17 protein-coding genes and 1 riboswitch are annotated in these 17,696 nt (G+C 70.7%); of the genes, 10 read left to right on the forward strand and 7 right to left on the reverse strand.

What is annotated here, in order from left to right:
• Nucleotides 1-99: 99 nt before the first annotated feature.
• The 3 genes from KXR53_RS04300 to KXR53_RS04310 are packed head-to-tail and all read right to left on the reverse strand — an operon-like array spanning nt 100 to nt 2,517.
• Nucleotides 100-1,083 (reverse strand): pseudouridine synthase, encoded by a 984-nt coding sequence (locus tag KXR53_RS04300; RefSeq protein WP_437373739.1) that lies wholly within the window; start codon nt 1,081-1,083, stop codon nt 100-102.
• Nucleotides 1,080-2,024, reverse strand: coding sequence for an alpha/beta hydrolase (locus tag KXR53_RS04305; RefSeq protein WP_437373741.1), 945 nt, complete (start codon nt 2,022-2,024; stop codon nt 1,080-1,082). Before KXR53_RS04305 ends, KXR53_RS04300 begins: the two co-directional genes overlap by 4 nt.
• Nucleotides 2,025-2,037: 13 nt before the next feature.
• The gene (locus tag KXR53_RS04310; RefSeq protein ID WP_437373743.1) at nt 2,038-2,517 is read right to left on the reverse strand and encodes a Tat pathway signal sequence domain protein; all 480 of its coding nucleotides are present in this window, start codon (nt 2,515-2,517) and stop codon (nt 2,038-2,040) included.
• Nucleotides 2,518-2,735: 218 nt separating this feature from the next.
• Here KXR53_RS04310 and KXR53_RS04315 point away from each other — a divergent pair, with 218 nt between their 5' ends.
• The 4 genes from KXR53_RS04315 to KXR53_RS04330 all read left to right on the forward strand — a co-directional run bounded on the left by KXR53_RS04315 (nt 2,736) and on the right by KXR53_RS04330 (nt 7,792).
• Complete coding sequence (locus tag KXR53_RS04315; protein ID WP_437373745.1) at nt 2,736-4,139, forward strand: cell wall hydrolase; 1,404 nt, start codon at nt 2,736-2,738, stop codon at nt 4,137-4,139.
• A gap of 137 nt (nt 4,140-4,276) precedes the next feature.
• Nucleotides 4,277-5,569, forward strand: coding sequence for an MFS transporter (locus KXR53_RS04320; RefSeq protein WP_437373747.1), 1,293 nt, complete (start codon nt 4,277-4,279; stop codon nt 5,567-5,569).
• A 10-nt stretch (nt 5,570-5,579) separates the two neighbouring features.
• Nucleotides 5,580-6,632 (forward strand): TAXI family TRAP transporter solute-binding subunit, encoded by a 1,053-nt coding sequence (locus KXR53_RS04325; protein WP_437373749.1) that lies wholly within the window; start codon nt 5,580-5,582, stop codon nt 6,630-6,632.
• An 89-nt stretch (nt 6,633-6,721) separates the two neighbouring features.
• Nucleotides 6,722-6,828: riboswitch (SAM-I-IV-variant riboswitch) on the forward strand.
• Nucleotides 6,829-6,871: 43 nt separating this feature from the next.
• Nucleotides 6,872-7,792: a homoserine O-succinyltransferase gene (locus tag KXR53_RS04330; RefSeq protein WP_437373751.1), complete on the forward strand. Its 921-nt coding sequence runs from the start codon at nt 6,872-6,874 to the stop codon at nt 7,790-7,792.
• A gap of 136 nt (nt 7,793-7,928) precedes the next feature.
• On the opposite strand, the gene KXR53_RS04335 is transcribed toward KXR53_RS04330, so the two are convergent.
• The gene (locus tag KXR53_RS04335; RefSeq protein WP_437373753.1) at nt 7,929-8,573 is read right to left on the reverse strand and encodes a glutathione S-transferase family protein; all 645 of its coding nucleotides are present in this window, start codon (nt 8,571-8,573) and stop codon (nt 7,929-7,931) included.
• Nucleotides 8,574-8,655: 82 nt separating this feature from the next.
• On the opposite strand from KXR53_RS04335, the gene KXR53_RS04340 reads away from it, so the two are divergent.
• Genes KXR53_RS04340 through KXR53_RS04350 form a run of 3 tightly spaced genes read left to right on the forward strand, consistent with a single transcriptional unit; the run spans nt 8,656 to nt 11,298 of the window.
• Entirely contained in the window at nt 8,656-10,041 is a 1,386-nt protein-coding gene (locus tag KXR53_RS04340) for a leucyl aminopeptidase family protein (RefSeq protein WP_437374053.1), read from the forward strand.
• Between the two features lie 40 nt (nt 10,042-10,081).
• Nucleotides 10,082-10,438, forward strand: coding sequence for a MarR family winged helix-turn-helix transcriptional regulator (locus KXR53_RS04345; protein ID WP_437373755.1), 357 nt, complete (start codon nt 10,082-10,084; stop codon nt 10,436-10,438).
• Entirely contained in the window at nt 10,435-11,298 is an 864-nt protein-coding gene (locus KXR53_RS04350; protein WP_437373757.1) for a C40 family peptidase, read from the forward strand. The genes KXR53_RS04345 and KXR53_RS04350 overlap by 4 nt, the downstream gene beginning before the upstream one ends.
• On the opposite strand, the gene KXR53_RS04355 is transcribed toward KXR53_RS04350, so the two are convergent.
• Nucleotides 11,295-12,227 (reverse strand): 2-hydroxyacid dehydrogenase, encoded by a 933-nt coding sequence (locus tag KXR53_RS04355; protein WP_437373759.1) that lies wholly within the window; start codon nt 12,225-12,227, stop codon nt 11,295-11,297. The two genes, KXR53_RS04350 and KXR53_RS04355, sit on opposite strands and share 4 nt — an antisense overlap.
• A gap of 242 nt (nt 12,228-12,469) precedes the next feature.
• Between KXR53_RS04355 and cysE the strand changes: the two genes are divergently transcribed.
• A complete protein-coding gene (gene cysE, locus KXR53_RS04360; RefSeq protein ID WP_437373761.1) occupies nt 12,470-13,327 on the forward strand; it encodes a serine O-acetyltransferase in 858 nt (285 codons plus the stop codon).
• A 52-nt stretch (nt 13,328-13,379) separates the two neighbouring features.
• Nucleotides 13,380-14,201 carry an arylamine N-acetyltransferase family protein gene (locus KXR53_RS04365; protein WP_437373763.1) on the forward strand — a complete coding sequence of 274 codons (822 nt, stop codon included), beginning with the start codon at nt 13,380-13,382 and terminating at the stop codon, nt 14,199-14,201.
• Here the strand turns inward: KXR53_RS04365 and KXR53_RS04370 are convergent.
• Complete coding sequence (locus KXR53_RS04370; RefSeq protein ID WP_437373765.1) at nt 14,188-15,561, reverse strand: Nramp family divalent metal transporter; 1,374 nt, start codon at nt 15,559-15,561, stop codon at nt 14,188-14,190. The two genes, KXR53_RS04365 and KXR53_RS04370, sit on opposite strands and share 14 nt — an antisense overlap.
• A gap of 228 nt (nt 15,562-15,789) precedes the next feature.
• Between KXR53_RS04370 and mntR the strand changes: the two genes are divergently transcribed.
• Entirely contained in the window at nt 15,790-16,224 is a 435-nt protein-coding gene (gene mntR / locus KXR53_RS04375; RefSeq protein WP_437373767.1) for a manganese-binding transcriptional regulator MntR, read from the forward strand.
• Between the two features lie 254 nt (nt 16,225-16,478).
• Here the strand turns inward: mntR and zapE are convergent, their stop codons facing one another.
• A complete protein-coding gene (gene zapE / locus KXR53_RS04380) occupies nt 16,479-17,630 on the reverse strand; it encodes a cell division protein ZapE (RefSeq protein WP_437373769.1) in 1,152 nt (383 codons plus the stop codon).
• Between the last annotated feature and the right edge of the window lie 66 nt (nt 17,631-17,696).

The following is a 17,696-nucleotide window of genomic DNA, read 5'->3' on the forward strand; positions in this document are numbered from 1 at the left end:
CCCCGTTTCCGGCGGATCTCCGGATACGACATCGTCATATCTTGACCCACCGGCAGGCACCCGTGAATTTCACGTCATCTTCCGGTCACTCGGCCGCGATCAACGCAGCGCCGGCAGCACCATCTCGCGATCGACGAAGGTCCAGGTTCCGGGCGCCAGCTCACCCAGAGTGAGGCCGCCGATGGCGACGCGGACCAGGCGCAAGGTCGGGTGGCCGACCGCCGCCGTCATCCGCCGCACCTGGCGGTTGCGGCCCTCGGTCAGGGTCAGGCGCAGCCAGGCGGTCGGGACCGACTTGCGGAACCGGATCGGCGGGTCGCGCGGCGGCAGCTCGGGGTCCTCCGCCAGAAGCTCGACCTCGCAGGGGCGGGTGGGGCCGTCCGACAGCACCGGCCCGGCGGCCAGGGCGGCCAGGGCCGCCGCCTCCGGCTCGCCCTCGACCTGCGTCAGATAGGTGCGGGGATGGCCGTGCTTCGGGTCCAGCAGGCGCTTGATCAGCGGCCCGTCATCGGTCAGCAGCAGCAGGCCCTCGCTGTCGGCGTCCAGCCGGCCGGCGGCATAGACCCCGGGCGGCAGTCCGAACTCGCCGAGGCCGCGCCATCGCCCCTCCGGCGTGAACTGGCTCAGCACGCCATACGGCTTGTGAAAGGCGACATAGCGGCACTGCTCCGGCTCCGGCGTCGGGCGCTTCCGCCGCTCCTCGCGCCAGCGCTCGCGCGGCGGCGTCTCGGCATCTGCCCGGGGGCGGGTGGATCGGCCGGCCGGCTTGGCGGATCGGGCCTGCGGCCGTGCCGGCTCCTCCTCCGCCGCGGCCTGCCGCGGGCGGCCGCGCCGCGGCGGGCGGTCGGGCTCCGGCTCGTTGCCGGTCCAGCGCCATTCCGGCACGTCAGCATAGGGATCGGCCTTCGGCGCCGGGCGGGTGGTCCGCGGTTTCGGCGCCTTGCCTGCCTTGGCGGGGGCCGAGGTGCGGGGCGCCTGACCCCGCTTCGCGGCGCCGGCACGACCAGGCTTGCCGGAGCGCGGTTCGGCCGGGCCGCCCGGCTGCCGGCCCCGACCCTTCGGCGGACGCGGGGGGCGGCTCATGCCGTGGCCTGGAGGCGCAGGAAGGCGGCCAGGTGGTCGATCTCGGCCCGCATCGCCTCGACAGTGCCGGCCATGTGCAGGCAGGCGTGGATCATGCTGCGCCACAGCCGGAACTCGTGCGGCTGCCCGGCCACGGCCAAGCGGTAGGCCAGCTGCTCGGTGTCGCTTCTCAGGCAGTCATATTCCGCCGCGGTCAGGTACAGCGGCGGCAGGCCGGCGAGATCGGCGTAGAGCGGCGCGGCCAGCGGCGCGCGCCGGTCGATACCGGCCGGGACGTAATGGCCCCAGAACCACTCCATCTCGGCGGTGGACAGGAAATACCGGTCGTCGCCGCCATAGGCGAGATGCGACGGCGTGTCGTGGTCGGGCGCGAACACGCCATAGACCAGAGCCGCCGCGCGCAGCGGCCGTTCGCCGGCGTCGCGCAGCGACAGCAGGGTGGCGAGCGAGAGATTGGCGCCGGCGGAATCGCCGGCGATCACCAGCCGGTCGGGATCGATGCCCCAGTCGCGGCCATGGGCGGCGAGCCAGCGCACCGCCGCGACACAGTCCTCGAGCGGGGCCGGGAACGGATTCTCCGGCGCCAGCCGGTACTCGATGCTGACCACCTTGAGGCCGGACCGTTGCGCCAGCTCCCGGCAGACCCCGTCATGGCTGTCGAGGTCGCACAGCACCCAGCCACCGCCATGGATATAGACGATGGCGGGCGAAGGGTCCGCAGTACCAGGGTCGTAGAGCCGTGCGGCAATCGGTCCCGCCGGGCCGGGCAGGGCGCGGTCCTCGACCCGCGCCACCGCCGGCGCGTGCTCGTTCAGCAGCGGCAGGACCGCGGCCATGGCGCGGCGCGCTTCGGCCGGGGACAGCTGCTGAGTCGGCGGCGTGTCCGCGGTGACGGCGGCGATCCGGCCCAGCATGAGTGCGATCTGCGGGTCCACTGCCATGATCTGGCCCATTTTACTTGATGAAACCGATCGCCGCTCGGCTGGTGGGAACCAAAAGATCGATGCAGTGTTCGACCGCTGCCTCCCCCGCCTTGCAAGTCAGCACATCGTTCAGCAGGACACGACCGAAATTCCCGCAATCATGCCCGGCGATCTCGAACACCTTGACCATGGTCTTGCCCGCGCTCAACGGGGCCATGTCCACGGCCAGCTGGTCGACGATGATGCTCTTGGGATCGAAGATCACGAGGTCGAGCTGCAGATTGCTGTAGCTGCGGGCGGTGCCGTTGCGCATGACCATGAAGGCCCGGCAGCCGTTGTTGCCGGGTTCGAGCTTGTTCAGCTCGATATCGATGGCCTCCTTCGGCGCCGACTCGGCGGCGGGCTTGTCCTGCGCCAGGGCCGGAAAGGTGGCAATCGCGACAAAAAAAGCGAAAAAGCGTGCCGGGCGAACCCAAGCGAAACGGCGGTTTTCAGCGGTTTGGCGGGACATGTGACCTTCCGTACGTCTGGACTCGCAGGGTGGGCCATGATACCCGCGCCCCTTGTGACCGCAATGAAATGCACTTGGGCGGTCGGTGTTCCGGGACTCATTGAGAACGCTCCCGGGCCCGATCGCCGGCGCAGAACGTTGCCCCGTCTCCCGGCGACGCCGGGCGGATTGTGCCCGGACGGGCTCCGCCCCGCGCGTCAACTGCGGGGGAGGCGGGCATGACGTCGAAGGGCCTCCTTCTTCTGTCGATCGCTCTGACCGGGGCCATCGTCTTGGGCGGTGCCATCGCGATCGATTCTGCGCGCCCGTCATCGCCGCCCGTCGTCGCCGTCGATCTCGCCGGGATCGCGGTCGAGCCCGCGCGCCTGCTCGATCCGGCGGAGGCGGCGCGGCCACAGCCGGCGGTCGCCACGTCGCGGCGCCTGGCCGAGACGGCGCCGCCCCCGCCGGCACCGGCGCCGGACCCAAGTCCGCTGCAGGTCCTGTTCGGCTCCGCCTTCGCCGCTGCGCCGCTCGCCGCCGAGCCGTCGCAGGCCCCGCTCGACCCCTGGGCCGGTGCGCTGCAGGAGGTGACGCGCCCTGCGCCACAGCCGCAGGAGGCCGCGCCCGTGCTGGTGCCGGTCAGACTGCCGGGCCCGGACGCCGAGGCCGAGCGTATCGACACGCCGGCCCGCCTGGCCGAGCCGCTGGCTTCGGCCCTGGCGCTCGCGCCGGTGGTGCCGGTGGTCCCGGGCACGGCCGAGCCCGCGCAAGTCCAGCCCGACGCGGTGCAGCCCGCATCGGGCCCGGCGATGGTGGAGACGGACGCCGTGGACCCGATGCTGCCTTCCGCTTCCGGCACCGTGCCGGTCTGGGCCCGACCGCGCTCCTCGCTGCTGCGGGTTGACCGGCCGGAGCCGGAGACGATGGAGCGGCTGGATGTCGCCTTGGCTCGCGCCGTGTCGCTGCTCGAGCCGGCCGGCGTGCCCTGGCTGCGCGGCGCCGAGGCCGACGGCGCCGGCCGCCGCCTGACCGGCTGCGGTCCCGGCGACCTCGCCTGCACCATCTTCGTCTCCGGCCGCGGCGCCGCGCTCGACCAGCCGTCACCGCTGCTGCGGCGCCATGGGGCGCAGCCGCTGTCGATCGGCGGCGTGCCCCTGCCGGCCGGGCCGGAAGAGGCCGAGCGCGCGCTGCGCTGCCTCGCCTTCACCGCCTATGCCGAGGCCGGCAACCAGGGCACGCGCGGCATGGCGGCGGTGATCTGGGTGGTGATGAACCGCATCGCCGTGGCGAACGACTTCGGCGATTCGCCCTGCGAGGTTCTGGCCGATCCAGGCCAGTTCGAACCGCTGCAGCGCCCGCGCTTCCGCGCCTTCGCCAAGGCGGTGCGCGGCGGCGGCATGCCGAAGTTCCCATCGCCGCTGAGCGCCCAGGACGAGATCCTGCAGCGCACCGCGCGCCTTGTGGTCTGGCAGATGCTGGACGGCTATTTCGCCGACGACCCGACCGACGGCGCCCAGTATTTCCTCGCCCCGGCGGCGATGCGGGCGCTTGGCCGCGGCATGCCGGCCTGGACCAACCGATTCCGCCGCACCGCCGCGATCGGCGACCACGTCTTCTACCGGCCGAAGCGCGGCGGCTGATCCCGGGCAGCGGGGCTGGTCCGTTCGCCCCTCCGCCCCACCTTATCTGCAGGCCGGTGCCGACCGCGCCGGCCTGCCCCGAAATCGTCACGAATCTTCCCTGGCCCCGCCCCTTCGGCCGACCTAGAACGGACGTGATGGCCGCCACCGATTCCGCTTCTCCGACACCCTCCCTCGGCTCGGTCCTCCTGGCCGTGGCGCCGCTCCTGCTCAGCGCCGCGATCATGATCATGGGCAACGGGCTGTTCGGCACGCTGGTGGCGGTGCGGATGGATCTCGACGGCTTCGGCGTCGGCACCATCGGGCTGGTTCTGGCCTTCTATTCCGCCGGCTTCGCCCTCGGCACCCTGATCTGCCCCCGGATCGTGCTGCTGGTCGGCCATATCCGCACCTTCGCCGCCTTCGCCGCGATCGCCTCGGCGACGTCGCTGGTCCATGCGCTGTGGGTCGACCCGGTGGTGTGGGCGGCGCTGCGCCTGATCACCGGCATCAGCATGGCGGTGCTGTTCACGATCATCGAGAGCTGGCTGAACGCCCGCGCGGTGAACGCCGTGCGCGGCCGGGTGATGTCCTCCTACATGGCGGTCAACTACACCGCCTTCGGCCTGTCGCAGCCCTGGCTGACGGCGATGGACCCGGCCAGCTTCGCCCTGTTCTCGGTGGTGGCGATGCTGGTGTCGCTGTCGCTGGTGCCGCTGTCGCTGACGCCGGTGGAGACGCCGCCGGTGATCAAGGTCAAGCGCTTCGGCCTGCGCCGGCTGACCGCGATCTCGCCGCTCGGCGTCGCTGGCTGCTTCTCGGTCGGGCTGATCAGCGCCGCCTTCTCCGGCATGGGCCCGGTCTATGCCCGCACCATCGATCCCTCGCCGGAATGGGTGGCCGGCTTCATGATGACGGCGATCTTCGCCGGCTTCCTGCTGCAATATCCGGTGGGCCGGCTGTCCGACCGGTTCGACCGCCGCCAGGTGATCCTGGGCATCGGCATCGCCCTCGCGCTGGTCAGCACCGCCCTCGCGTTCCTGGGCGGCCTGTCGCCGATCCTGCTGCTGGTGCTGCTCGCGGCCTTCGGCGGCCTGTCCTATGCGATCTACCCGCTCAGCCTCAGCCACGCCAACGACTTCATGTCGCCGGAGCAGCTGGTGCCGGCGGCGGCCGGCCTGCTGCTCTGCTACGGCACCGGCGCCGTGCTCGGCCCGATCGCAGCGTCCCGCGTCATGGGCCTGTTCGGCCCGGCCGGCCTGTTCGCCTGGACCGGCGCGGTCGCGGCGCTGCTGGCCCTGTTCACGATCTACCGGATGACCCGGCGGGTGGCGAAGCCGAACGAGGAGCAGGGCAGCTTCGTCGCCGTGCCAACCACCACGCCGGTCGCTGTCGAGCTCGACCCGCGCGCGCCCGACGAGATACCGCCGACCATGCGCGACGCCGCCTAGGGGATCTGCCATGCCGCTCACCCGCCGCCGCCTCCTGACCAGCGTCCTCCCCGCCGCCGGGCTGGCCGCGGCGGGGCTCGGCGGCGTGGGGCCGGCGCGGGCGCAGGATCCGGTCTTCTTCCGGATCGGCACCGGCACCACCGGCGGCACCTATTTCCCGATCGGCGGCATCCTCGCCGGCGCCATCTCCGGCCCGCCCGGCCTGCCGCCCTGCGGCAGCGCCGGCGGTTCCTGCGGCGTCTCCGGCCTGATCGCGGTGGCCCAGGCCAGCGCCGGATCGATCGACAACATCCGGCGGATCCGCGACGGCGAGTTCGATTCCGGCCTCGCTCAGGCCGACGTGGCCTTCGCCGCCTATACCGGTGAGGGGCCCTTCGCCGGCCAGCCGCCGGTGACCGGGCTGCGCGCCATCGCCCATCTCTTTTCCGAATTCGTCCACATCGTGGTGCCGGCCGACAGTCCGGCGCGGTCGGTGGCGGACCTCAAGGGCAAGCGCGTCTCGGTCGGCGCCGAAGGCTCCGGCACGATCTACGACATGCGCCTGATCCTGGCCGCCTACGGCCTCAAGGAGACGGATGTGGCCGAGATCTACGAGCGGCCGGAGCCTTCTGCCGATCTCCTGGCCGAAGGCGGGCTCGACGCCATGGTGATGACCGGCGGTCCGCCGCTCGGGGTGATCGCCGACCTGGCCCGGCGGCGGCCGGTCCGGCTGCTGCCGATCGAGGGGCCGGAGGCCGAGGCGCTGGTCGCCAAGGTGCCGTTCTTCACCCAGGAGCCTATTCCCACGGGCAGCTACGAGGGCAGCGCCGCCGCGGTGCCGACGCTGTCGGTCGGGGCGATCTGGCTGGTCGCCGATCGGATCGCCGAGGCCACGGTGTACGAGATCACCCGGGCACTGTGGCAGAAGACGACGCTGGAGCTGCTGGCGGGGGGCCATCCGCGTGGCAAGGAGGTCGCGCTCGAGGGCGCCACCCGCGGCCTGGGTGTGCCGCTGCATCCGGGCGCCGCCCGCTACTACGCCGAGCATGCGATGCTGAGCCTGCCCGCCAGGGCCACGCCCTGACGATCGGCGCGCCGGGCATGCGGTCGCTTCCCTGCCGGAGACGGCTTCGGTTCGCCGATTGAAAAGAGTCGGCTGACCCCTTACAACGGGTGGTGCATCAGGAGTTGGGCACTGCCCGACGCCAACCTGCTTACCCGAGCAAGGTGGCGCTCCCGCAAGGGAGGATGTGGTCGAACCGACAACCAAACGGGTCCTTCCACACTCGGTCCTGCCCACGACACGTGGAACAGACCGAGACAATGCCGATCAAGATTCCGAACGACCTGCCCGCCCGTTCCGTCCTCGAAGCGGAAGGGGTCATGGTGATGCTCGAGGCGGACGCCGTACGGCAGGACATCCGGCCGATGCGGATCGGCCTGCTGAATCTGATGCCGAACAAGGTCAAGACCGAGACCCAGTTCGCCCGGCTGCTCGGCGCGTCGCCGCTGCAGGTCGAGCTGACGCTGGTCAAGATGACCCGCCACGTCCCGCGCAACACGCCCAGCGACCACATCCTGTCCTTCTACCGCGACTGGGAGGACGTGCGGACGGAGAAGTTCGACGGCTTCATCGTCACCGGCGCCCCGGTGGAAACGATGGCGTTCGAGCAGGTGACCTATTGGGACGAGCTGCGCCGCGTCTTCGACTGGACGCAGACCAACGTCCACGGCTGCTTCAACATCTGCTGGGGCGCCCAGGCGGCCGTGCATCATTTCCACGGCGTGCCCAAGCATGCGCTGCCCCAGAAGAAGTTCGGCGTGTACCGCCACCGCATCGTTGAACCGGCCTCGCCCTATCTGCGCGGCTTCTCCGATGATTTCACCATTCCCGTGTCGCGCTGGACGGAGACGCGGCGCGAGGACATCCCGCCCGAGAGCGGGATGAAGGTCCTGATGGACTCGGATGAGGCAGGGCTATGCCTGCTGGAGGATCCGGGCCGGCGGTCGCTCCACATGTTCAACCATGTCGAATACGACACCGACACGCTCGGCGACGAGTATTTCCGCGATGTCGCCGCCGGCAAGCCGATCGCCCTGCCGCATGACTATTTCCCGGGGAACGACCCCGAGCGCCGGCCCCAGAACCGGTGGCGCAGCCACGCGCATCTGCTGTTCGGCAACTGGATCAACCAGCTCTACCAGACCACGCCGTTCGAGATCGAGGATATCGGGAAGGGCTGAGACCGGCACGCCGATTCCAAGGCGCCTGTCTCTCATCGTCATTGCGAGGAGGCGAAGCCGACGAAGCAATCCAGGGGCCGGTGCGAGCCGCCCTGGATTGCTTCGCTACGCTCGCAATGACGATTTGTTGACGGTATCAGAACGTCAGCACCCAGGGTTCGGCCATCCCCGCCTCGACCCAGCGCCGCATCGCCGGCAGGTCCAGGATCGCGTCGGCATAGGCCCGGCAGGCCGGGTCGAGCGGCACCCGGTAGCGGTCGAGGCGCAGCACCACCGGCGCATACATGCAATCGGCCGCGCCGAAGGCGCCGAACAGGAAGGGGCCTTGGGCGCCGGCCGCCGCGCGGCACTGCCGCCAGATCGTCGAGACCCGGGCGATGTCAGCCTCGGTGGCATCACTGCGGGACCGGCCGAGATCGGGCGGGGCCAGGTCCATGGGCAGCTCGCTGCGCAGGCTGGCGAAGCCGCTGTGCATCTCGGCCGAGATCGACCGCGCCAGCGCCCGGCGCGCCGGGTCGCGCGGCCACAGATCCCGCTCCGGGAAGCGCTCGGCCAGGTATTCGAGAATCGCCAGGCTGTCCCAGACCGTCGTCCCGCCGTCGATCAGCGCCGGCACCTTGCCGCTCGGCGAATGGCGCAGGATCGCCTCCTTCGACCCCTCGCGGTAGAGCGGGATCAGGATCTCCTCGAATGGGACGCCGTGATGCACCAGGGCCAGCCAGGGCCGCAGCGACCAGGAGGAGTAGCGCTTGTTGCCGATGACGAGGCGCAGATCGGGCATGGTGGTCCAAGGGGTTGGCAAGGGAAACGGGCTGGAGCATGGTGTGCCGCCCCGAGTTTCCGAACGCAAGAAGGCCTGCGCCGTGCTGCCGAATCTGGTCGATGCCGCCGAGGGAGAGACCGTCTCTCTGATTCCCCTCACCAAGGCGACTCTGGAGGGCTGGCGCGCCGCCGCGACGCCGGCGCACCGCGCCTGGGCCGAGGCGCACGGCTTCACCGCGGAATCGGGCCGCATCCTGGCGCTGCCGGGCGAGGGCGGCCGGGTCGCCGCGATCCTGGTCGGCCTCGATCACGCGGCCGATGCCTGGGCCTTCGGCGGCCTGCCGACGACGCTGCCGGCCGGCACCTACGCGCTGGATGATTCGGCCGAGCCGGCGACCGCGACCGCCGCCGCCTTCGGCTGGGCGCTCGGCGGTTATCATTTCGGCCGCTACAAGGGGCCGGACCGCGCCTCGGCCAAGCTGGTCTGGCCGAAGGCGGCCGACCGCGCCGCGGTCGAGCGCGCGGCCAGCGCCACCACGCTGGTGCGCGACCTGGTCAACACCCCGGCCAACGACCTCGGCCCGGCCGAGCTGGCCGCGGCGGCGGAGGCGCTGGCCAGGGAGTTCGGCGCGCAGTTCAGCGTCACCGTCGGCGACGATCTCCTGACCCGCAACTATCCCCTGATCCACGCCGTCGGCCGAGCCTCCGGCCGGGCGCCGCGGCTGATCGATATCACCTGGGGCGATCCCTCGGCGCCGAAGGTGACGCTGGTCGGCAAGGGCGTGTGCTTCGATTCGGGCGGCCTCGACCTCAAGGACGCCGGCAACATGCTGCTCATGAAGAAGGACATGGGTGGCGCCGCGCATGCGCTCGGCGTGGCGCGGATGGTGATGATGGCGCAGCTGCCGGTACGGCTGCGGGTGCTGGTGCCGGCGGTCGAGAACGCGGTCTCCGGCGACGCCTTCCGGCCGATGGACGTCTATCGCAGCCGCAAGGGGCTGACGGTCGAGATCGGCAACACCGACGCCGAGGGCCGCCTGGTGCTGTGCGACGCGCTGGAGGAGGCGTCGTCGGAGAAGCCGGAGATCATCGTCGACTTCGCGACCCTGACCGGCGCGGCCCGGGTCGCCCTCGGCACCGACCTGCCGGCGATGTTCTCGAACGACGACGCCACCGCCGACGCGCTGGTCGCGGCGTCCCGCCGGGTCGACGACCCGCTGTGGCGCCTGCCGCTGTGGCAGCCCTACAACCGGCTGCTGAAATCCGGCATCGCCGACATCAACAACGCGCCCGACACGCGCTTCGGCGGAGCCATCACGGCGGCGCTGTTCCTGGAGCGCTTCGTGGCTCCGGGCGTGCCCTGGGCGCATATCGACCTCTATGCCTGGAACGGCACCGACCGTCCGGGCCGGCCGAAGGGCGGTGAGGCGATGACGATGCGGGCCGTCTACGCCCTGCTGGAGGAGCATTTTGGAGGCCGGCGCTGATTCGATCGACCGTATCGCCGGAGCCGGGGGAGAGGACGGCATGACCGTCGCGCTGACCTCGCACCAGGCGCTGGAGCTGTGGCGCCACGCCCTGACCGCGGCGGTCCGGCGCGAAGCGCCGGACCTGTCGTCGCGGCAGATCGCGCTCCTGCTCACCATCTATCTGACCCCGGCGCCGCACACGGTGCGCGGCCTGTCCTCGACCCTGCATATCTCGAAGCCCGCGGTGACCCGCGCGCTCGACCGGCTGGGCGAGCTGGGCCTGACCCGGCGCGCCGTCGACCCGGCCGACCGGCGCAACGTGCTGATCGAGCGGACCGAGGCCGGCCAGGCCTATCTCGACGGCTTCGCCGATCTGGTGCGGCAGGCGGCCAGCATGATCAGCGTGGTCTCGTGAGCACGCTCGACCGCAACCTGGCGCCGTGGCGGCCGGACCTGGCGGCCGAAAGCCTGCGCGGCATCCATCCGGCGGAACGCTACGCCGCCGGCACGTCGCACCAGGCGATCCGCGGCATCGTGCCGATGCGCTCGGCGCCCGACGCCGCGCTCGGTCAGGCGACCGAGATGCTGTATGGCGAGACCATCACGGTCTACGAGGTCAAGGACGGCTGGGCCTGGGGCCAGCTCACGGCGGACGGCTATGTCGGCTATGTCGAGGCGGCGGCGCTGAGCGACCGGATCGCCGCGCCCACCCACCGGGTCCGGGCCTTCCGCGCCTTCCTCTATCCCGCGCCGGATTTCAAGCGCCCGCCGATCCGCGCCCTCAGCTTCCGCAGCCCGGTCGAGGTGGTGGAGACGGTGAAGGGCTATGCCCGGATCCGCGAGGCCGGAGAGCCCGGCGGCTGGCTGCCGGAGGTGGCGCTGGGGTCCATCGACGCGGTCGAGCCCGACGTGGTGGCGACGGCGCAGCGCTTCCTCGGCGTGCCCTATCTCTGGGGCGGGCGCTCCAGCCTCGGCATCGACTGCTCCGGCCTGGCCCAGCTCGCTCATGCCGCCGCCGGCATCGCCATCGAGCGCGACACCTACCGCCAGGTGCAGACTGCCGGGGGCCTGGTGGGAACGGATGAGAAGGTCGGGCTGCGGCGCGGCGACCTGGTCTATTTCCCCGGCCATGTCGGGCTGATGGTCGACGGCGAGACCCTGATCCATGCCAATGCCAGGGCGATGGCCGTCTCGCTCGACCCCGCGCGCGAGGTTGCCGCCCGCGTCGCGGCGGAGGAGGGCAGGGGCATCGTCGCGGTGCGGCGGTTCGCTTAGTACCCCCGCGAGCGGTCGACCACGTCCTCCATCGGCTCGCCGCGCTCGAAGCGGGCGATCTGCTCGGCCAAGCGCAGCGTCGCGTATTTGGCGTTGTTGTTGGCGGCGATGTGCGGGGTCAGCACGATCTTCGGATGGCGCCAGAACGGGTGGTCGGGCGGCAGCGGCTCGGTCCGGAACACGTCCAGCACTGCGCCGGCGAGATGGCCGGAATCGAGCGCCGCGATCAGGTCGGCATCAACCAGGTGATGGCCGCGGCCGGCATTGATCACCCAGGCGCCGCGCGGCAGGGCCGCGAACAGCCGGCGGTCGAGGATGTTCTCGGTCTCCGCCGTCAGCGGCAGCAGGCAGACCAGGATCTCGGACCGGGCCAGGAAGGCGTCGAGCTGTGCCGCGCCGGCGAAGCCTTCCACGCCCTCGACCGCCTTGGGCGTACGGCTCCAGCCCACGACCCGGAAGTTCAGGGCCTTCAGCGCCCGCGCCACGGCGCCGCCCAGCGTGCCGAGGCCGAGAATGCCGACGGTGACGTCGCGGGCCAGCCTCTGGTCGTGCTGCTGCCAGATCCGCGCCGCCTGCTGGACGCGATAGGTCCGGGCCTGGCGATGGATCGCCAGCACCTGCTCCGCGACATATTCGACCATGCCCTCGGTCAGGCTGAGATCGACCATCCGGACCAGCGGCACTTTGGTAGGCAAGGTCGGGTCGCGCAGCATGGCGTCGATGCCGGCGCCGAGCGAATAGATCACCTTGAGGTTCGGCAGCCCGGCCAGCATCCCGGCCGGCGGCTTCCAGACGATGGCGTAGTCGATCTCGGCCGGATCGCCGATCTCGGGCCAGACCCGAACCTCGAGCGCCGGCATGGCCGCGCGCAGCGCCGGCAGCCACTGGGCGGGATCGTCGGTGGCCGAGGCGAAGACGGCAACGGGCATGGGGCGCTCCGGGCTTGCGATCTGAAACCGGTACAGCGCATGCCTGATCCCGCGCGGTCCGGCAAGATCTTCGAAATGCGGATTTCATTTGTTAAACAGGTGCTATTAGCGACCACAGATTGTATATGAAGAAGAATTTATCTCCGCTGATGACAAGCAGGCGAGGAAGTCCTATCTCAACCGAAGATCATCGTCGCCGGGTGGAGAACCCCGCCGCCCGGCCCGGCAAAGGGGAAGAGGCCATGCCCGACACCGCCCTGGCGCGGAAGGCTGACGCCGCCGGTTCGTTTGCGTTCGACAAGGGCGCCGAGGTCTTCGCGCTGATGCGCGATTCCGCCGCCGTCCTGGCGCGGCAGGAGCCGATCCTGGCTCCGGTCGTCGAACGCATCGTGCTCGGCGCCGCCGATTTCAGCGATGCGCTCGCCCGCCTGCTGGCCACCAAGCTGGAATGCGACACCGCCTGCCATGACCGCCTCCTGGCGCTGGCGACCGAGGCGATGCGCGCCGACCCGATGATCGCCGCCCACGCCGTGCTCGACCTCGACGCCATCAAGGACCGCGACCCGGCGGCGCGCAACCATCTGACGCCGTTCCTGTTCTTCAAGGGCTTCCACGCGCTGCAATGGTACCGGGTCGGCCACTGGCTGCTCGGCCAGGGGCGCCATGCCCTCGCCAGCTTCCTGCAGAGCCGGGTGTCGGAGAGCATGGGGGTCGACATCCATCCCGCCGCCCGGATCGGCTGGGGGCTGCTGATCGACCACGGCACCGGCGTGGTCATCGGCGAGACCGCGGTGGTCGGCAACGACGTCTCGATCCTGCACGGCGTCACCCTCGGCGGCACCGGCAAGGAAAGCGGCGACCGCCATCCGAAGGTGCGCGATGGCGTGCTGATCGGCGCCGGCGCCAAGATCCTCGGCAATATCGAGATCGGCGAGGGCGCCAAGATCGGCGCCGGCAGCGTCGTGCTGGCCCCGGTGCCGCCGCACCGGACCGCGGTGGGCGTCCCCGCCCGCATCGTCGGCTCGTGTACGGAGCCGGTGCCCGCCCTGACCATGGATCATACGATCCCGGTGCCGCCCGGCATCGACTTCGTGATCTGACCGCCTTGGGTTAGGCTCCTCTCCCCGCGCGCCGCAGGGGAGGGGAGCCGCCATGACCGATAGTTTCGATCTCGACGCCTATCTCCGCCGCATCGGCCATGACGGCCCGGTCGCGCCGGATCTCGCGACCCTGCAGGCGCTGGTCCGCCGCCACGCCTGCACCATCGCCTTCGAGAATCTCGACCCGTTCCTGGGCCGGCCGCCGCTGCTCGACCCCGGCGCCTTGCAGCGCAAGCTGGTGCAGGGGGGACGCGGCGGCTACTGCTTCGAGCACAACCTGCTGCTGCGCCAGGCCCTTCTCACCATCGGCTTCCGCGCTGCCGGCCACGCCGCCCGGGTGCTGTGGGGACAGCCGGAGGACGAGATTACCCCGCGCGGCCACATGCTGTTGCGGGTCGATCTCGACGACGGGCCCCGGCTCGTCGATGTCGGCTTTGGCGGCCAGACCCTGACCGGCGTGCTGCGCCTTGAGCCCGGGATCGAGCAGCCGACGCCGCACGAGCCCTTCCGGCTGGTGCCGGTCGAACGTGACCTCAAGCTGCAGGCGAACGTCGGCGGGGAATGGCGGACGCTCTACCGCTTTGACCTGCAGGAACAGTGGCCGGTCGATTACGAGGCGGCCAACTGGTACCTCGCCACTCATCCGACCTCGCATTTCGTCACCGGGCTGATCGCCGCCCGGCCGCAGGAGGGGTGCCGCCATGCCCTGCGCAACGCCGAATACGCCGTGCACCGGCTGGATGGCGGCACCGAGCGGCGCATGCTGCGGGACGCGGCGGAGGTGAAGGCGGTGCTGGCGGAGGTGTTCGGCCTGACCCTGCCGGACGGGCCCGATCTCGACCGGGCCCTGGCGCGGCTGATCACGCCCCGGTGATCCAGTCGAACAGCAGCTTGACATTGAGCACGATGATCACCGCCGACACCGCCCAGGCCGTCCATTTCAGCCAGGCCGGGTTGGCGAAGGCGCCCATCTTGGTCCGGTCGCTGGTGAAGGCGACCAAAGGCACCACGGCGAAGGGTAGCTGCAGGCTCAGCACCACCTGGCTCAGCACCAGCAGATGGGCGGTGCCGCTCTCGCCGTAGAGCGCGGTCACGATCACCGTCGGCACGATGGCGATGGCGCGGGTGATCAGCCGCCGCAGCCAGGGCTTCAGCCGGATCGACAGGAAACCCTCCATCACGATCTGCCCGGCCAGCGTCGCGGTCAGGGTCGAGTTCTGGCCGGAGGCGAGCAGCGCCACGGCGAACAGGGTGCTGGCCAAGCCGACGCCCAGCACCGGCGCCAGCAGCTGATAGGCGTCCTGGATCTCGGCCACCTCGGTCCGGCCCGTGGTGTGGAAGGCGGCGGCGGCCAGGATCAGGATCGCGGCGTTGATGAACAGGGCGAACATCAGCGCCACGGTCGAATCGATGGTGGCGTAGCGGATCGCCTCGCGCTTGCCGGCCTCGCCGCGGTCGAACGCCCGGGTCTGCACGATCGAGGAGTGCAGGTACAGGTTATGCGGCATCACCGTCGCCCCGATGATGCCGATGGCGATGTACAGCATCTCCGGGTTGGTGACGATCTCCGGCGAGGGCAGGAAGCCGCGGGCGACCTCGGCGATCGCCGGCTGGGCCAGGATCAGCTCGACCAGGAAGCAGCCGGCGATGATCAGCATCAGGCCGACGATGAAGGCTTCGAGATGCCGGAAGCCGCGATGCTGCAGATACAGCACCACCATGACGTCGAGCGCGGTCAGCACCACGCCCCACAGGAGCGGGATGCCGAACAGCAGCTGCAGGGCGATCGCGGTGCCGATCACCTCGGCCAGATCGCAGGCGACGATCGCGACCTCGCACAGCAGCCACAGGGCCATGGCGACGGGCTTCGGATAGTGGTTGCGGCAGGCCTGGGCCAGGTCGCGCCCGGTGACGATGCCCAGCTTGGCGGCCAGCGCCTGCAGCAGGATCGCCATCACGTTCGACGCCAGGATGACGGAGAGCAGCGTATAGCCGAAGGCCGAGCCGCCGGCCAGGTCGGTCGCCCAGTTGCCGGGGTCCATGTAGCCGACGGCGACGAGATAGCCGGGGCCGACGAAGGCGAACAGCTTGCGCAGCCAGCCCACGCCGCGCGGCACGGCGATGGTGCGGTGCACCTCGGGCAGGCTCGGCGCGGCAGGCGCCGTACGCCAGCCGGATCCGGCGGCGCTGCCCTGGGGGGCGATCTCCTGGGCGGCGATGTCGCTTCTCATCATGCGCACTTTTTCCTCTCCGCTGCCGCGCGGCGGCCGAAAGTTCCTGCTCGATCGATCTCCCCTCCTGCACTATGTAGCCACGGCTAAATTCTTGGCAAGCGTCATCACCTTGTCATTTTCCGCTCCGCCGCTATGATGCGCCGCAACCGCGCCGGCCTCAGGGACCGCAGCACCGCGGTCCTGATTCAGCAATGGAGCCGGAGGGCTTTCGGCTCCGAGGGCAAAGGAATGACGGAACAAGATCGCCCCACCGACACCGGGCTCCAGGCGGCGGGCTTCAGCCGGGTGCGCCAGGCCCGGCAGACCGAGACGGCGGAAGACTATGTCGAGATGATCGCCGAGCTGATCGACAGCCAGGGCGAGGCCCGGATCGTCGAGCTGGCGGAGCGGTTCGGCGTGGCCCATGCCACGGTCAACAAGACCATCGCCCGGCTGCAGCGCGAGGGGCTGGTCAGCGCCCGGCCCTACCGCTCGATCTTCCTGACCGACGCGGGGCGGGAGATGGCCGATGCCTGCCGCCGGCGCCACCGCATCGTCGTCGAGTTCCTGAAGTCGATCGGGGTCAGCGACCAAGCGGCGGAGATCGACGCCGAGGGCATCGAGCACCATGTCAGCGCCGAGACCCTGGCCGCCTTCGAGCGGCTGGTCACGATGAAGGCCTGAGGGGCCACAGGTCGGGTTCGCTTCCCCATGGGCGCTGAGCCAAGCGGATGGGCCGGAGCCCCCTCACCCGAAATCGCTGGCCCTCTTCACCTCTCCCCAAGGAGAGGTGAAGAGGGCCGCCCCATTTCCCTCTCCTCGGGGAGAGGGAGGGGCCCGACGCCGAAGGCGGCGGGAGGGTGAGGGGGACCAGGCCGTGCCGCTGAGTGGTTCCATGTTTGTGCCAAGTCCGGCGATGACGGGAAAGGAGCGGCTACTTACGCCGCCTTCCGCGCCTCGACATACTCGGCCGACTGCATCTCCATCAGCCGGCTCTCGGTGCGGGCGAATTCCAGCGCCTGGCTTTCGCCGGCATAGAGCTGGGTGACCGGCACCTCGGCCGCGATCACCACACGCCGGCGGGCCTCGTACAGGCTGTCGATCAGCACGATGAAGCGCTTCATCTCGTGGCGCTTGGCCTCGGTGAAGCGCGGCACGCCCTCGATGATCACGGTGTGGAAGGCCTCGGCCAGGGTGAGGTAGTCGGCGGCGCCGAGCGGCCGGGCGCACAGCGCGTCGAAGTCGCACCAGGCCACGCCTTTGGCGGCGCGGGGGACCTCGAGCTTGCGATTGCCGGGCACGGACAGGGTGACGGGGGCGCCCTCCGCACCGTCGGTCAGGTCGGCGAACAGCGCGGCCAGCGCCCGATGCGCCATGGCGCCGAGCGGCGAGTGGTAGACCGGCCGGCCGCGCAGCCGGTCGAGGCGATAGTCCCGGCCGCCGTCCAGCTCCGCCACCTCCAGCTTCTTCTTGATCATGGCGATGAAGGGCAGGAACCGGTCGCGCTGCAGCCCGTCCTTGTACAGGTCGTCCGGCGCCCAGTTCGAGGTCGCGACCACGATCACGCCCAGGCCGAACAGCGCCTGGAACAGCCGGCCCAGGATCATGGCGTCGGCGATGTCGACGACATGGAACTCGTCGAAGCACAGCAGCCACGCCTCGGCGGCGATGCGGCGGGCCAGCGGCGGGATCGGGTCGGCGTTCTCGCCCTCGGCCGCCGCGCCCGACTGGCGCCATTCATGGATGCGCTGATGCACCTCCAGCATGAAGGCGTTGAAATGCACCCGGCGCTTCTTCGGCACCGGCGTGGTCTCGAAGAACAGGTCCATCAGCATCGACTTGCCGCGCCCGACGCCGCCCCAGAAGTAAAGGCCGCGCGGCGGGTCGATCGCCGGCTTCTTCTTCTTGCCGAAGCCGAGCCGCGACAGCAGGCCGTTGCCGTTGGTCTCGGGATCGGGCGGGGTGTAGCTGCGGAGCTGCCGGTGCAGCCGCTGCAGCTTCTCCACCGCCGCGGCCTGGGCCGGATCGGGCCGCAGCATGCCGTCGGCGATCCGGCGGCGATACAGGGTCAGCGGCTCGTCGTCTTGCACTGCAACATCTGGCATGACGCAGCGTGCTTAACCCAAGCCCAGCCGAAACGCCAGACGGGGCGGCGC

The organism is Inquilinus limosus (genome assembly GCF_051487185.1).
Lineage (GTDB): Bacteria > Pseudomonadota > Alphaproteobacteria > DSM-16000 > Inquilinaceae > Inquilinus > Inquilinus limosus_F.